The following is a 16,489-nucleotide window of genomic DNA, read 5'->3' on the forward strand; positions in this document are numbered from 1 at the left end:
GGGTTGGGGTGGGGTATTAAAGAAAAATTAAAAAGTTAGCGTTTGCTCTGACCCGGTGTTAGCCCTTAAAACCCCCTCCCTGCCTCCCCCTTCGCAGGGGGAGGAGCAAATCTGCCTCGTGCGGGCGGTTCAGAAACGTGCTGAATGACAGGTTGCAGACCTGAGGCTGCAATCCCGAATGGAGAAACCGAAACTTTCACCCGTCTGAAAACAGGATCATTAAGACTCCCCTTAATCAAACCGGTTTTTGCTGAACCGCCACCGCTTTCAGCATCTCCACCGGTAACGGCAGATACGCCCGGATCCGTAATCCACCCCGGTCACTCTTCCCGATATCCAGTGTGCCTGAATGGGCATCCACAATACGCTGAACAATCGCCAGACCCAGTCCGGTTCCGCTGGTCGTTCGTGCGCTTTCACCGCGTACGAACGGCTGGAACAGATGCTTAAGCTGGTCAGGCGCAATGCCCGGACCGTCGTCCTCCACCTGGAACCACGCCCGCTGGAGTTCCCGGCCACTGCTGACTTTAATCCAGCCATCGCCGTAACGGGCGGCATTCACCACCATATTGACCACGGCACGCTTGATGGACAGCGGATGCGCATTGACCAGCAATTCGCCGTCGGCCAGATCAGAGTCGATCTCACGTTCATAACCGCTTTCTGTTGCAATCACTTCCCCAAGAATACTATTGAGATCGGTGATTTCGGTCGGCATCTCCTGGCCCGTACGCAGATAATCGATGAACTGCTCAATGATTGCGTTGCACTCTTCGATGTCTTTATTGATCGACTCGGCGAGATAACTGTCCTCATCACTCATCATTTCTGTCGCCAGACGGATACGGGTCAGCGGGGTCCGCAGATCGTGACTGACACCCGCCATCAGCAGAGTACGATCATCCGCCAGCAATTTGACCCCGGCAGCCATCTGGTTGAACGCCCGGGTCACGGAACGGACTTCAGACGCCCCGTATTCGCGCAGCGGAGGCGGGATAATGCCTTTCCCCACCTGCAATGCCGCGTGCTCCAGCTCCACCAGGGGTCGGTTCTGAATACGGATAAACAGCCACGCGCCACCAATGGCCAGCAACATAATCGCCAGCGTATAGCGGAACAACGGCGAAAAATCGCCCTGATGGATTTCGGTTAACGGGACACGCACCCAGATGTCAGGCGACAACCAGGTTTTCAGCCACACCACCGGGGTATTCTTATTAACCTCGACGCGCACATCGGTAGGGCCACCGAGCTGCTGCGCCATCTGCTGACTGAGGAATTCGTAGTGCTGCGCCCAGCGCAGACCACTCTCTTCGGCCGCAGAGTTGGTATAAAGAGAAATGCCCAGTTCACGGTAGATTTCGCGACGAAATGCCGGTGGAACGGCCAGTAACGTACCATCTTCCAGCTGCAACCGGTCGGTCATCAGCATACGCACTTCGTATGCCAGCACCTTATTGAACTGCTGCAGACTGGGCAGAATGGCGAAGTTCAGTACCACCAGATAGGTCGTCACCAGGCTGACGAACAGCAAGGTGACGATTAATAACAGTGTTCGGGCAAACGAGCTACGCGGTGAAAAGCGTATTCGCTTCATGCCTTACTGCCGTCCGGCACAAACACGTAGCCCAGGCCCCAGACGGTCTGGATATAGCGCGGGTGAGCAGGATCTTCTTCCACCATGCGGCGCAGACGGGAAATCTGCACGTCGATAGAACGTTCCATCGCACTGTATTCACGACCACGCGCCAGATTCATCAGCTTGTCACGGGACAGCGGCTCCCGCGGATGGCTTACCAGCGCCTTCAGCACGGCAAATTCCCCGCTGGTCAGCGGCATAGGCTCGTCTTCACGGAACATTTCGCGGGTCCCGAGATTCAGTTTGAATTTACCGAAGGAGATCACCGCTTCTTCCTGAGAAGGCGCACCCGGCAGTTCATTGGCCTGACGGCGCAGGACAGCGCGGATGCGGGCCAGCAGTTCACGCGGGTTGAACGGTTTAGGAATATAGTCGTCGGCACCGATTTCGAGGCCCACGATACGGTCAACTTCTTCACCTTTAGCGGTGACCATAATGATCGGCATCGGGTTGCTCTGGCTGCGCAGACGACGGCAAATAGACAGCCCGTCTTCGCCAGGCAACATGAGATCCAGCACCATCAGGTGGAATGACTCACGGGTCAGTAAACGATCCATCTGTTCAGCATTGGCAACGCTACGCACCTGGAAGCCCTGTTCGGTCAGATAACGCTCCAAAAGTGCGCGCAGGCGCATGTCATCATCGACCACCAGAATCTTGTGATTTTCTTGCATGTAACTCTCCCAAAGGCGTGAGTGCCTGAAGCTTGTATTGTTAGAAATGTCAGCCAAAACAAACAGCGTTTAATGGTATATATTCTAGCCGAAATTGTAACAATGATTATGGATTTCCTAATTTATCAACAATATCAGAGGAATCTTCCGCACGCGAAGGTTGGTTTGTTACCGTTTGTCCACCCACGAAAAGCTGCGCCTCTCCTTCCGCTGTACATGGCCTGACCTTTCTGACCTGACCTTTTGGGTGAAAAAAAAGCAAAACAACCGCTGTCCGGTAAAGTAATTATTAATTTTAATGAATCGAAAAATAAGTTTACTTAATAATACAGGAGTGAAAATGATGCTTTCTTTTAAAAAGAGATCATTTAGCCACCAACCGATCATTCAAGTGAATTTTCAAATATTAAAGATCATCCATATTTATATATTAGGATAAAAAGTTCAGATCATTGAAATCGATTAGCGACCCTCTACTATTCAATGTATAAAACACTTGATAGAATCCGCCGACTAAAGAGGTTGAATTGGCTTTACTCTTATTGACTCAACTTATCTTTAGACAACCCTTTATTTTCTATTTCTGAATGGATGCAAAAAATGAAAAACAAGTTCAAGCTCTTAGCGGGCGGGATATTTTTGGCTATGGCTGCAAATAGCTATGCGATCGATGGTGCCATCAACTTTACCGGGGCAATTGTCGAAGAAGCCTGTCAGATCAATGGTGGGGAAGAACTCAATATACCGTTAGGGACTTATTCAGCAGCACAATTCCAGGAAATTGGTGATCTCTCGCCAAAAATCCCTTTTACTTTGCCTCTTGATAACTGCCCTATCGCTTCAGAGACGAACCCTACTCCCCATTTCCGGATATGGCTGGAAGCAGATACCGTTGCTGATACCACTGATTTGATTGCCCTTGGCAATGATTATGGCGATGCCATGGCAGATGGCGTCGGTATTCGGGTCGAAGATGCCAAAACGAACCAGATTATGAAAATCAACGGGTTACCAGACATTATTTATCCTATCCCTGGTAAAGTCATGACTGTCGATCTGCTTGCATACTATGAGTCATTTAAATTAGCTGGTGATATCACTGCCGGTGCCGCAGACGCGCGTGTAAAAGTTACTCTCGATTACCGATAAGCACTTTTCATCATGCCCTGTAGGGAAAATCCTTACAGGGCATTTTTATTAAGCGTTCATCTAATTATCGTCTGAATATATTACTACTCTAAGGGTTGATATCTGTATGGGTAAAAAAAATCCACTTACATTGATTTTGATTATATTTTCATTACTCACATCACAACTGTCTTATGCGGGTGGCATTGTCGTGGGGCGAACCCGCGTTATTTATGATGAGAATAAAAGAGAAGCGAGTCTTTCTGTTAAAAACAACTCAGAAAGCAATCCATTCCTGATACAGTCCTGGGTTGATGCCGGGGGAGAAAAAACACGCGGTCCTTTCATCATCACGCCGCCGTTATTTCGCCTGAATGCACAACAGGAAAGCAACCTTCGCATTTCCTATAACGGAAAGTCTCTTCCTGCCGACAGAGAGTCTGTTTTCTATATCAATGTTAAGGCGATACCTTCAACGCCTAAAAATACAAAAAATGAACTCAAACTGGTGGTCAATACGCGGATAAAACTCTTTTACCGGCCGACATCACTGTCAGGAAAAGCGTTTGAAGCACCAAAGTCTCTCACTTTTACGCGAAACAACGGGCATCTCATTATTAAAAACCCGAGTCCCTATCACGTCGTGTTCAGCTCACTCAGCATTGGCCCTACCTTTTTAAAAGAAGTGGCGATGATTGCTCCTTTAAGTGAGCTGGATGTCGTTCTACCGGCGAATACTTCAGGCAGCAGCGTGAAATGGGATGCGATTAATGACTATGGCGGAACAACGGAACCCTATGAACAACCTTTGTAATCAGACAAACAAAGCCACCCCATAACTCGCAGCCATCGCCTGATGACGACCACTCAGAAGTACGAGAAAACTATGCTCACGGATGAAAAATTTTTACAGACACGCTTGTCTGGAGACGTTAAAAAACACTCAGCGCCGCTCGTGCTTAAACTGGGTCGCCTGCTGGCCGGTACGGCTTTTGGCTTACTCGCCTCTCACGCCGCCCGTTCAGAAAGCGTCTATTTCGATCCTCAGTTCATCGAGCGCAAAGCAGGCGATGTGGGGGAAGTTGATCTCTCCTTGTTCCAGAATAATGATCAGGCACAGTTGCCCGGTGACTATGACACCGCGTTATATGTGAACAAAAAATTAAAATTACGTCGTTCAATTAGCTACTTATCCAGAGAAGATGGCACACTTGAGCCACAAATTACACCTGATATATTGCGGGCTCTGGGTGTCAATGTTGATGCTTTTCCGGCGTTAAAAAATCATCAGCCTGATACCCCGCTGGGTCAGCTTGCGCAATATATCCCTGCTGCCGACGTCAAATTTGATTTCTTCCTCATGCAGCTTAACTTCAGCATTCCGCAGGCTGCGATCGTCCATAATGCTCAGGATTATATTGACCCGACAAAATGGGATGATGGCGAACCCGCCCTCTTCTCAAATTACGCCTATTCCGGCGGCCAACGTAGCAACCGCAATGGCAGCGACGACTCCAGTCAGTACCTGAATTTACAAAGCGGGTTTAACGCTGGCCCGTGGCGCGTACGCAATTACACGACCTACAGTAACAGCGGGGATGAGCAGCGTTGGGATACGATCTCAACCTATGCCGAACGGGATATAAAAGCCTTAAAATCAAAATTCCAGATCGGTGAAAATTCAACGTCCGGGGAAATCCTCAGCAGTGTTCCTTTCTCAGGGGTTCAGCTTTTCTCCGACGATAATATGCTGCCAAATAGTCAGCGGGGTTTCGCACCGACAATACGGGGCGTCGCAAACTCAAATGCTGAAGTGACCATCCGGCAAAATGATCACATTATTTATCAGTCCTTTGTACCGCCAGGCGCATTTGAGATAAACGATCTTTATCCTTCTTCCTATAGCGGAAATCTTGAGATAACGGTGAAAGAAGCGGATGGCACGGAGCGTCGCTTTAATCAGCCGTTTTCCGCTATTCCGATCATGCAGCGTCCGGGGCGTTTGAAATATACCGCAACCGCGGGTGTTTACCGGGCCACGAATGCCGATGAAAAAGAGCCCACTTTCGCCCAGGGCACGGCTATCTATGGCTTTTCCAATACCATCACCACCTACGGCGGCTCGGTGGTATCGGAAGATTACCTCTCCGCCCTTTTCGGGCTTGGCTATAACCTTCAGTGGTTAGGCGGAATTTCCGCAGATTTTACCCATGCCCGCACGACACTGGACAACCATCAGACCACATCAGGCCAGTCATATCGCGTCCAGTATTCCAAGAATATAGAAATGACAGACACCAATTTCAGTCTGGCGAGTTATCGCTATTCGAGTGCCGGTTATTACGATTTTGACGAATCAACGCAGCATATTGATGAATGGGATACGTCTGCCCTTGATTACCACAAGCGCAGCAAAGTTCAGTTCAATATCAACCAGACATTGTGGGACGGTGCGAGCTTATATCTGTCAGGTTATGAGCAGGACTACTGGAACAACAGCGGCAAAGAGAAAAATCTCTCGCTTGGCTTCAACCACAGCGTGTTTGGCATCAGTTATAACCTGAGTTATTCCTACAGCAAATTACAAGGTGAGGATGACGATCAGCAGGTATCCCTGAACGTTCGTATCCCTCTGAGTCGCTGGTTGCCTCAAAGCTGGGCCACTTACAATGTCTCTAACCAGAAAGGCGAAGGCACACGTCATCAGGTTGGATTGAGCGGAACCGCACTTGACGATCGTCGCCTGAGTTATTCGATGCAGCAAAGTTACACCGATCAGGATAGCGAAAGCAGCAGCAACCTGTATTCATCCTATCGCTCGTCCTTTGGCAATCTCAATGCCGGTTATAACTACAGTCAGGATTCGCAGCAATTCAGCTATGGCATTGCGGGGGGCATCGTGGCTCATGCTCATGGCATCACGTTGTCTCAACCGCTCGGGGAATCTTTTGCATTAATAGACACCAATGGTGCCAGTGGCGCACGTCTGCAAAACCTTCCCGGCGTCAGAACTGACTGGCGCGGGTTTGCTGTCGTCCCATACCTGACTGCGTATAACGAAAACCGCATTGCGATGGATACAACGACGTTGCCGGGGGATGTGGATATCGAAAACACCTCAGCCACCGTGATCCCCAATTCTGGCGCTATGGTGACCGCACACTTTGATGCCCGCGTGGGCGCCAGGGTGCTGGTGACGCTGGTGCGCTCAAACGGGGCGACGGTACCTTTCGGTGCCGTCGCTACGACTGAAAAACAAAGCAATATCGTTGATGAAGGCGGCGTCGTTTATCTGTCGGGTATTCCGTTGGAGAAACCTGTTCTGCTCCATGTGAAATGGGGAAATGCCGCATCCCAGCAATGTCAGGCTCAGATCAGCCTTTCCGCCTCAACCGCTCAGGTTAACTCACTGACGACTAAGTGTATTTAAGGATAATTTATGCACACTAAAAAACAGATCCTGCGCAACCTGACATCTCTCTTAAAGCTCACCCTTCTGGGGATCACCCTCAACAGTTTTTCATCCTTTGCACTGGCAGGGTCAGCCATGTGTTCGCCGGAAGATGGCGCAGGGGCGGATTATGAAAATTTTCTTCACGAAGATATTCCCGCGACTGATAACGAGAGAGGGAAAAAGTATGAACGGAATATGAACGGGGGGATGCAGAATTACACCATCGTCTGCAACTGTACTGACAATGATGCCAATAGCAGTGGCGGTGTATTGCTGATGTACACCGTGAAAACGGCCCTGCCTAAAGGCACTGAGCCGGGATATTACAAAATTAACGATCATATTGACGTCAAAGCACTGCTCGATCTGCCGCCAGCAACAGGTATTGCTGTACCAACAGCGAAAACACTCGGTGATGCGACGCATCACACTGATGCCAATAATAACGGCGTTTGCGCCCAGCAAAATACCCGTGCCAGCTTCGATGTTGGGGCAAAAGGTTCATTATCCTTTTCTATTACCACTCCTTTCATCGGTGAACTGGAGATTCCAAGAACAGAGATTGCACAGGTTTACTTGTCCTCAGGTACGGCGATAGTGACCGCGCCACCGCTGGGCTCCCCCGTTGCACGCGTGTACATCAGTGGCAAACTGACCGTGCCTCAAAGTTGCGAAATCAATAAGGGTGAGACAATCACTGTCAACTTCGGTGCTATCGCAGCCAACAAATTCACCACACTCGGTCAACCCCCTAAGGGCTTTATTCCTTCCACGTTCAACATCACATATGACTGTACAGCACATGGATTGCCTCAGATCCCGACAGGTACACAGCTGGCCATGCTGCTGAAAGGTGACGATCTGGCGGATCAGTACACGCTGGTGGCAAGACGCCGACCTTCAGATAACAAAGCTGACATAGGTATTCGGGTTGAAAACGCGGGCGGGTTGGCAATCCCTTTCGAATCAGGAAACCTTCCGATGAACCAAAATGGTATCGGCAATATATCTATGACCGCCTACCCGGTTAACCTCATTGGTGGCGGGCTGGATACCGGCGAGTTCAGTGGTATGGCAACGCTGAAAGTCGATATCAGATAAGCCCGCGATGGCTCCTAGTTCACAATCTCAATACTCACCAACCGGCTGTCCGCGCGTCCGTGGTCGTCCACTGCGCGGATGCGGTATTGCCCGTTATTGATGGGCTGCCAGTCGATGGCGGTTTTACTGGCGGAACTGCCGAGATAGATATCATCCACAAACCAGTAGACCGTTTTGCTGTCCGCGTCCGTCACCGCGTTGAAGGAAATCCGGTCCCGGCCTTGCCGGGATTGCCGCAAGGTGTACGTGGTGTTTTTCAGCGGTGAGGTGATGCGCGGCGGGTTGCCGCCAACATCCATGCCGTTATCCTTGCAGTGACTGGCCGGCGGTTTGCGTTTTGGCAGTCCGGCTTGCGCAAAGACATTCGCCAGATCTGACGGCCAGAACTCAAACACTTCCGTACGGGTTTGCTCTTCCTCAAAAGGCGGGCACGCCACTTCACCGGTCAGTTTATCGAGACGCACCGGCCGGTAAACGGTATCCACTTTGATCGGCGATTTGCCGGGAATAAACCAGGTTTTGCCTTTTTGCTGACACCACGGCGTCGGCAAATCACCGCTGGCGAGGCAGATATCCACCCGTTTCAGCCCTTTAGGCAACGGGCGTTTGGGCTCCTGCAATTCGGGATAGCTGGCGTTAATGCTGTCGATAATATTGAAGAACAGCGGCGCGGCGGCGTCTGCGCCGACAAACACGTTATTGCCTTTGCTGTCGAAATTCCCCTCCCATACCACTAACACGTATGGCCCGAAAATCCCCACGCTCCACGCATCGCGAAATCCCCACGAGGTACCGGTTTTCCAGTACACCGGCAGCGAGGAAGGCGCCTGTGCCAGCGTATCCCCCGGACGGCGGTGCTGACGCAGCATATCGAGCGTCATGAAACTGGCTTCCTCACTCAGTAAACGCACCGGCGTTGTCTGGCGCGGATCGCTTTTTTGCATCCGTAACGGCTGCAACACACCCCGGTTCGCCAGCAGTGCATACAGCTTTGCCAGTTCCTGCATCGTCACTTCGCCGCCACCCAGTACCAGCGATAACCCGTAATGGTTTTCGCTGGCCATATCCGCGACGCCGGAAAGGCGCAGAAACTGATAGAACGTCGGCTGGCGAAGCTGCGACGCGACATACACAGCAGGAATATTACGGCTGAAGTTGAGCGCATCGGTCGCCGTCACCGGACCAAGAAATCGCCGGTCAAAGTTCTCCGGTGCGTAAGCACCAAACGCCGAAGGCACATCCTTCAGGATGGTCATCGGATGCAGCACCCCCTGTTCCATGCCCAGCGCGTAAATAAACGGTTTCAGCGCAGAGCCGGGAGAGCGCCGGGCGTTGGTGCCGTTCACCTGCCCCTGAATAGTCCGGTTGTAATAATCGGCGGAACCGACCAGCGCCCGCACGCCCATATCGCGGGTATCGACCAGCAAAACGGCGGCGTTGTGAATGCCGCGGCTTTCGTTACGGGTGATAAACGCATTCACCTGCCGCTCAGTCAGCCGCTGCAAACCGGCGTCTATGGTGGTGTCCGTACGGGTATCCGTACCGGCAAGTTGCTGGTTTTGCTGGCGTAACTGCTCGATAAGATGCGGCGCAATATACGGCATCCGTTCAGGCTGACGCAGCGCAAGCGGCAATCGGAACAAGGAGGTCTGGCTGCTGTCGGTGGCATAATGCGTCTGCCAGCGCAGGAAAAGCCGGTTACGCGCCTGCGTCAGTGCATTACCCAGCACACCGGTTTTGGGGTCAATGCGGTAGCTGGGGGATTGCGGTAAAACGGCCAGCGTCAGCGCCTCCGGCAAGGTCAGATCTTTCGGCGCTTTGTTGAAATAGATCAGACTGGCCGCGCCGATGCTTTCAATGTTGCGGCCATAAGGCGCTGCGTTGAGATAGGCTTCGAGAATATCGTGTTTGGAGTAACTCAGTTCAAGCTGCACCGCGCGCAGAACCTGCATGATTTTGCCGGAAGGCGAGCGGGTATTGAGATGCCAGTGCATACGCGCAAGCTGCATGCTGATGGTCGAGCCGCCCTGCATTTTGCCGCCCGCCACATAGCTGCGCCAGAATCCGCGCAACAGACTGAACGGATTAAAACCGGGGTTGATATAAAACCAGCGATCTTCATGCAGTAACAGGCCATTGATGGCCAGCGGAGATATCTGCTCCAGCGGCGTCCAGAGCCGGTAACGGTCGTCGTTCGCCAGCGTGATGCGCATCAGCGTACCCTGCCGGTCATAATAGACGGTGGAAAAAGGTTGTTCCTGAGAAAGAGGCGGATGCGGCCACAGACGGCATGCCAGCACCATCAGCGCCAGTAAAAAAACGGCCATCGCGATATTTTGCAGCAGCCGTTTGGTGGATTTGAAAAACGCGGGAAAGGTGATCATCTTGCTACTCAGACCCGCTAACGCCCCGCGATGTTAGCGGGGCGTTAGCAACGGTTTATTATTTTTTAGCGTCAGCCGCGGGTACGACGACCAGTTTCTGGTCGCTGATGGAAAGCGCCTGAACCTCGCGGTTATACATCGCTTCGCCGTAAGCCGGAGGGATCAGGAAACTGCCGGTGTTAGTGGCTTTAATCTGATACACAAACTCCTGCACATCGGTGCTGGCGCTGCCATAAATCACCACGCGGTCTTCACGAATATCGCTGTAATCCGGTGCCCATGTGGAACCCGATGCCGCCAGCGGTGACTGCCAGGATGCCGACGCGTCGGCGTCGCTGTTTTCATCACTGTCGTCGGATTCCGGTTCCGGTGGTGTTTGCTGGACGACTTCGAATCCGCCCGGCAGCAAATCCACAATCGCCAGATTATCCTGCCCTTCCTGCGAATTGGCGCGGATTTTCAGATGCACGTTGATCTTCTGCCCCAGCGTAATCTGCGTGACGGCGTTGCCTTTTTCATCGGTGTAATCACGGGTGATCTCCAGACCGCGTGAAATGGCTTTCTTCGGTGCAGCCAGATCGTAACCCGCCTGCGTCACCACGTACCACGCGGGCGCATTGTTGCCGTTTTCAATGCGGAGTGCCTTCGCGTCGGCGGTGAAGTTCGCTTTCGCAAACAGCCCCTGAACCTGCGAAATGACCTGCGGTTCGACGTTTTTCGTTTTGCTGATCTGCGTAATTTTCAGCGCATCCGGTATCGTCGCCTGCGCGGCCACCTGGGCGGAATAACTCTCCAGCGCCAGAATGCTCATCGCCGAGGAGTAAGTCGTGTAGCGTTCCTCTTTCAGCGCCTTAACCATATTTTCCAGCACCTGCGGCGGAATGGCGGAGACTTTTTCCGGGAAGTGACGGGTGATCAGATACAACCGCGTCGCGTCCTGTACCAGCGGATCAAAGTAACTTTGCGTCCACCAGGCTTTGTCATACGCCTTGCTCAGTTGCTTCCACGTCGGCTGCAACAGGGTATTCGCCTCATCATCCATTTTCAGCAGACGATAAGACGAGGCCAGATACATCGCACTGAGATCGGTTTTCCAGGTGTCCGGGTAACGCTGCTGCAAGGTGTCCTGCACCGAGGCCAGCGAACTGGTGGTGATTTCACCCTGACGGGTCAGCAGATACACCGCCCACGCGCGCAGACGCAGGGTATACAGATCATCATTCTGATTTGCCGCCAGTTCGCGCAGAGCCGAATTGGCCTCTTCCAGCATTCCGGCTGGCAATGCAACGCCCGCGGCTTTGGCTTCCAGCAGATATTGCACCACGTACGGCGTGACGAACGGATCGGTTTGCGGCGATGAGCGCCACAGGCCAATCGCGCCGCTGTCATTCTGACGGGAACGCAGCACCGCCAGCATGTCTTTCAGTTGTTTGTTGCTGTCCGCCGGGCTGAGGTTACCGCGCATTTCCGGATGTACCGTTTCGAGGATCAGCGGCACCGAGCGGCTGACAATCTGTTCAGAACAGTAATACGGATAATCCGCCAGATACTGCGACAGCCCGTTAGTCAGCACCAGTGGCGAGTTGGATACCGCCGCTTTGCGCACCGCGTAAGCATCAAACATCTGACGCAGGTTATCGACGTTCTGACTGCTGCCGCTCATGCGTCCCATGACTGATTGCGTACGGAACGGCATCGCCGGACGCACCGAGGTGCTGATCGTCCGGCGACTGGTTTTGTCGCCATACGTCGCGTCAAACACCAGCGGCGCATCCCCCGGCAGAGATTTCGCGCGCAGACGGAAATTCATCACGCCCTCGCGTTTTTCCGCCAGTGACAGGCTTTGTTCGGCTTTACCGACCACTTCAAGCTGCGGTGGCACGGTCAGGTGAACCGCAACCGGAATGCTTTTGCCATTCAGACCTTCGAGGTTATTGCTGACGCCAACGCTGACATCAAACTCATCACCCGGCGCCACCATCGACGGCACGTTCGGCGTCATGATGAAGTTGTCGCGCACGGTCGCGGAGGTCTGCGCTTTACCGATTTTGTCCGGCGTCACGGAAATGGCCATCACGCGGATCTTGCCGTTGAAGTAATCCGGCACCTGATAATCAAACTGCTTCTCGCCGTTCACTTCGGTAATGCCCGACCAGTACGCCACTGGCTTATCACGCTTACGTTTGAACGGATTGACGTTCAGATCCAGTCCTTCTCCGGCGTCGCCCCCTGGCGCAGCCGCCAGCTGCATCAGCTTGCTGAATTCCGGCAAGATAAGGTCGAGGATTTGCGCGCTTTCCACGCTCAGTTCGCGCTTACGGAAGAAGTATTCCAGCGGATCTTTCAGGCGATAACGCGCCACCTGCAAAATGCCCTCATCGACAGCAAACAGCGCCACCTGTTGCGGGCCGTCCGTCATCACCGTCATGGCCAGATTTTCGCCCGGCTTAATCACTTCCGGCGCATCCACTTCGAGGTAGTTCTGACGCGCTTTGGTGCTGATTTTGAAAGGCATCACGCCGTAGCTCAGCGGGCTCATGAAGATTTCGTTGGAATTCACATCCCGCACGAACTGCACGTTGATATAGCCGTTGCCTTCCATTCCCGCCGGTACGCGGATTTTCTGCACCGAACTGGTGGTGTCAGTGTGGAACCACTGCCAGCTGTACACTTTATCTTTCTCGATGGTGATCAACCCGCTGCCGGTGTACGGCGCGTTGACTGACACCTCGATTTCTTCACCCGGCTGATATTCCGCCTGATTGAGTTTCAGCTTCAGCTCGGCATTTCTGTCCAGCGAACGACTGAGATTGGCGTTACCGGCCACGGTGTAGCCAATGCGGTTCAGCACGTTACCTTTCGCGTCTTCCACCACCAGCACGAAATCGCCCGGCTTGTCCGTCGCCAGCGTCAGATCGTTGCCCTGCGCCGTCAACGACAGCGGCTGTTCCGACAACTGCACTTCCTTCATTTTCGACTGGTATTTGTAGACGCCGGAATCCTGCTTGGTCAGCACTGAAATGTATTTCTGTTCAATCAGCGCGACTTTCAGGTCCGGCATCGCCATCTGTTTAAGGGAAGGGTCGACGGCAATAATGTTCAGATGACGAGCAGCATCGCGGTTGATGTAACCCAGATCGCCATCGGCTTTCACGCCAATCAGATAATCATACGGCGACACCAGCACCCGCGCCGTTGCGGCTACCGAGCGCCCGCTACCGGCCACAAACGCCTCGGAGAGCAGTTGCAGCTGATAGGTGGCGTCGGCGTAAGATTTCAGATCCAGCGGGATATTCGCGGCACCGTTTTCATCGGTGGTACGGTCTTCCAGTTCCGTTTCGAAACCGTCACTGTTCTGGCGGTTCTCGTAGAAGGCGTAATCCGGGAACTGTTCGAAGCTCGGATACATCGGGCGCAGCGTCAGTTTCGAGGTTACACGGCGGTCCTGCGCGGGCGTACCAAACAGGTTTTGCACATCAATATTGGCCTGCAATTCCGACGGTTTCACCCAGCCCTGTTTGCGGTCCGGCGTCAGTTGCAGTTTGACCTTCAGTTGATCCGGCTCAAAGTCTTTGACGTTGACGGCGGTATGCCCGAGGAAGGTCGATGATTCATTGTCTTTGCCGATCAGGTACAGATAGATATTCCATTCACCGGTTGGTGAATTATCGTCAGTGGTATAACTCAGTTCATTGAAACCGCTGGCACCCAGAGTCAGCGGGATAGTGCTCATCAGCTTATCGCGCGGGTCATGAATTTCCGCACGTACCGGGACGCCCGCCAGACCGTGACTCCAGTCAGCGGCACGGGTGATCAACCCGATATTAAAGGTGTCGCCCGGACGATAAACGCCGCGATCGGAGAACAGATAACTGCTCAGCGTGCGCGAATCGTTCGGGGTGATTTCGCCATCGACGTCAAAGCGGGAGAAATCGAGGCCGCGATCGTTATTCCGGTCCGCAGGCAGGAAGGAGACATCGCCCTCTTTTTCCACCAGGAACATCACCGGCTGGCGTTCGCTGGTATACACGTCCAGCGCCGGGAAGCGCACATGGCCGTTGGCACTGGTGGTCTGGGTCAGCAATGTCACCCCGTTTTTAGCGATGACAGAGACTTTGGCATTCGCGACCGGCGCCCCGCTGTGAATCGACTGCACAAACACGTCGCGGGTTTTATCCTGCGAACGCTTGGCGATAATCCCCAGATCGGTGACCACGACGAATCGCGAATCACCGGCCGGCGCATCATCTCCGCTCTGCTCTTCATCCTGATACACATTGCCGTCGTCATCGGCTTCGGGTTTTTGTTCTTTTTTCTTCGGATCCCATTCCGACAGCGTCAGCAGGAATATGCCGCGATGCGAGGCCGGATCGGTGGAGAGATAACGCGAGAGATCGACGCCCTGATAATTCACTTCACCCGGTTTGTCGTTGTTTACCGCCGTCTGGTATTTGAAGTGCTCGGTAAAATACTCGTCGTTCAGACGGTTAAATTCCGCCGACGAATATTCACGGCTTTTGAACGACACGATGTGTTGCAGCTGGCTCGGGATCACCCGTTTGATGTCCAGACGCAGCCCCGGCACGTTGCGCGCAGCGACGCTGATTTGTTTGTCACCGCTGACTGACAACAGCGAGCCTTGTGACATAAATTGCAGCGATTTCGGATAATCCGGCACCGCGACGATGCGGTAGACTTTTTCCGGCATTTTGTAGCCGCCGGACGACGTCAGCACGTTATCGATTTCCACCAGCATGGCGCGGTGCGCAGGGGCATCGAAGCGGAAACTGAACTGCGGCTGATAATCGCTTTCCGCGTCATTGAGCTGAATGTTCAGCGGCGTGGACTGGGCGAGGACGTTATTCTCCACGCTGTCGACGTCCCAGCTGGCGTAATCATCCGGCCCTTTGGCCTCGTCCTGATCGTTAGGATTATGCTGCGGCAACAGCCAGACTTTGACGGCCTGACGGATATCTTTATCTTTCACCGCGTCGCTGAACCCGACGATCAGCGCACGCTGACCTTTCGCCCCCTCGGCATCCACGACCTGCGCGCTGGCTTCGTTTACCGTCAGGCTGTACAGCGTCGGTACAGACACCACGGCATTTTTCGCCTGCGCAGTCGAATTCGACGGCACGGTAGATTTAATGCCCTCGCCCAGAATGACGCGCACCGCACCGCCGTGATCCAGCGATTTCAGCGGTTCGGAATGCACCCAGGCGTTGAGTTTTTTCTGGTCATAGACCACGGAATAATTGAGTTTCGACTCGGTTTTGGCTTTTCCTTCGGTCAGGCCAAGGGAGATGTGTTTTTCGAAACTGGCGACATCCACCGGCGCGTTGAATTTCACGTTAAAAATCGCGCTGCGTTTTTGTGGATCCTGCGGGTCCTGATAATACTCGGCCTGCCCCAGCTGATAATCGAAAGCCGGAGCCGTAAATTCATAGCGGGTTTCTGCCAGCCTGATTTGTGGCGCCAGCAGCACCTCAGGCGTGAAGTTCACTTCATATTTGCTGCCCATCGGCAGTGGATTTTTCGGGGTGAACGCCAGGGTGTAACCGCTCAGCCATTTCCATTCCCCTTCGGTGGCCGGTTTCAGGGAAATCCCTTTTTCGACCACTTTACCGACGTCCGTCACCGGCGCGGCAGAATGGCGGAAAGTGAAAATCGCCTGCTGCGGTGCCGGTTTTTGCGCCGCGTAATTGACGGCCTCCGGGCCGCTGACGCGCACGCTGGTGTCCTGATAAACCATCGGTGCCGGTTCGATCGGCTGCGGACGGTTGAGCCACCAGTGCCAGCCATAAACGCCCGCCCCGGCGGCGCAGAGTAACAGCAGGATCGTCAGGCTGATGGTTTTCGGGTATTTGTCCACCCCGCTTTCCATGCGCAGGAAACCCCGCTTCAGCCAGCCGGAGGTGGCCGTCCACCAGCCGGGCGCCCGCCAGTCAATATTGCCGACCACCGGTTTAAAGACGCGACCCAGCAGACCCAGAATGAAAGCCAGCGCGCGGAAGATGCCTTTTATCAATGTAAAAGGCAGACGAAGTAAGAATTTTAATAAATCCATTTGTTGCTGTACCCCTAATCCCTGTGATCCATAGCCAGAAGT

The 16,489-nt window shown here is 53.3% G+C and carries 8 protein-coding genes; 4 read left to right on the forward strand and 4 right to left on the reverse strand.

The genetic code is table 11. The annotated features are described in order from the left end of the window. Positions 1-235: 235 nt before the first annotated feature. On the reverse strand, positions 236-1,597 hold the full coding sequence (envZ, locus tag EYY67_RS12455) for a two-component system sensor histidine kinase EnvZ (protein ID WP_131693641.1): 1,362 nt from the start codon (positions 1,595-1,597) through the stop codon (positions 236-238). After that, a complete protein-coding gene (ompR, locus tag EYY67_RS12460) occupies positions 1,594-2,313 on the reverse strand; it encodes an osmolarity response regulator transcription factor OmpR (RefSeq protein WP_009635740.1) in 720 nt (239 codons plus the stop codon). Before ompR ends, envZ begins: the two co-directional genes overlap by 4 nt. Positions 2,314-2,913: 600 nt before the next feature. Between ompR and EYY67_RS12465 the strand changes: the two genes are divergently transcribed. The 4 genes from EYY67_RS12465 to EYY67_RS12480 all read left to right on the forward strand — a co-directional run bounded on the left by EYY67_RS12465 (position 2,914) and on the right by EYY67_RS12480 (position 7,996). Further along, positions 2,914-3,462 carry a fimbrial protein gene (locus EYY67_RS12465; protein ID WP_131693642.1) on the forward strand — a complete coding sequence of 183 codons (549 nt, stop codon included), beginning with the start codon at positions 2,914-2,916 and terminating at the stop codon, positions 3,460-3,462. Positions 3,463-3,568: 106 nt separating this feature from the next. Next, a complete protein-coding gene (locus EYY67_RS12470; RefSeq protein WP_095923817.1) occupies positions 3,569-4,255 on the forward strand; it encodes a fimbrial biogenesis chaperone in 687 nt (228 codons plus the stop codon). Between the two features lie 72 nt (positions 4,256-4,327). Next, positions 4,328-6,871, forward strand: a complete 2,544-nt coding sequence (locus EYY67_RS12475; RefSeq protein ID WP_131693643.1) for a fimbria/pilus outer membrane usher protein — start codon at positions 4,328-4,330, stop codon at positions 6,869-6,871. A gap of 9 nt (positions 6,872-6,880) precedes the next feature. Further along, positions 6,881-7,996, forward strand: coding sequence for a fimbrial protein (locus tag EYY67_RS12480; protein WP_095923819.1), 1,116 nt, complete (start codon positions 6,881-6,883; stop codon positions 7,994-7,996). A 14-nt stretch (positions 7,997-8,010) separates the two neighbouring features. Here the strand turns inward: EYY67_RS12480 and pbpC are convergent, their stop codons facing one another. Together pbpC and EYY67_RS12490 are read right to left on the reverse strand one after the other, a co-directional pair. Next, positions 8,011-10,380 carry a penicillin-binding protein 1C gene (gene pbpC, locus EYY67_RS12485; protein WP_131693644.1) on the reverse strand — a complete coding sequence of 790 codons (2,370 nt, stop codon included), beginning with the start codon at positions 10,378-10,380 and terminating at the stop codon, positions 8,011-8,013. 58 nt (positions 10,381-10,438) lie between these two features. Further along, complete coding sequence (locus tag EYY67_RS12490) at positions 10,439-16,447, reverse strand: alpha-2-macroglobulin family protein (protein WP_131693645.1); 6,009 nt, start codon at positions 16,445-16,447, stop codon at positions 10,439-10,441. Positions 16,448-16,489 lie beyond the last annotated feature (42 nt).

The organism is Rahnella victoriana (assembly GCF_004330295.1).
Lineage (GTDB): Bacteria > Pseudomonadota > Gammaproteobacteria > Enterobacterales > Enterobacteriaceae > Rahnella > Rahnella victoriana.

What these genes read in the sequence shown, in the direction of transcription:
- envZ (WP_131693641.1), bottom strand. Translation starts at nt 1,597, where the DNA reads ATGAAGCGAATACGCTTTTCACCGCGTAGCTCGTTTGCCCGAACACTG.
- ompR (WP_009635740.1), bottom strand. Translation starts at nt 2,313, where the DNA reads ATGCAAGAAAATCACAAGATTCTGGTGGTCGATGATGACATGCGCCTG.
- EYY67_RS12465 (WP_131693642.1), top strand. Translation starts at nt 2,914, where the DNA reads ATGAAAAACAAGTTCAAGCTCTTAGCGGGCGGGATATTTTTGGCTATG.
- EYY67_RS12470 (WP_095923817.1), top strand. Translation starts at nt 3,569, where the DNA reads ATGGGTAAAAAAAATCCACTTACATTGATTTTGATTATATTTTCATTA.
- EYY67_RS12475 (WP_131693643.1), top strand. Translation starts at nt 4,328, where the DNA reads ATGCTCACGGATGAAAAATTTTTACAGACACGCTTGTCTGGAGACGTT.
- EYY67_RS12480 (WP_095923819.1), top strand. Translation starts at nt 6,881, where the DNA reads ATGCACACTAAAAAACAGATCCTGCGCAACCTGACATCTCTCTTAAAG.
- pbpC (WP_131693644.1), bottom strand. Translation starts at nt 10,380, where the DNA reads ATGATCACCTTTCCCGCGTTTTTCAAATCCACCAAACGGCTGCTGCAA.
- EYY67_RS12490 (WP_131693645.1), bottom strand. Translation starts at nt 16,447, where the DNA reads ATGGATTTATTAAAATTCTTACTTCGTCTGCCTTTTACATTGATAAAA.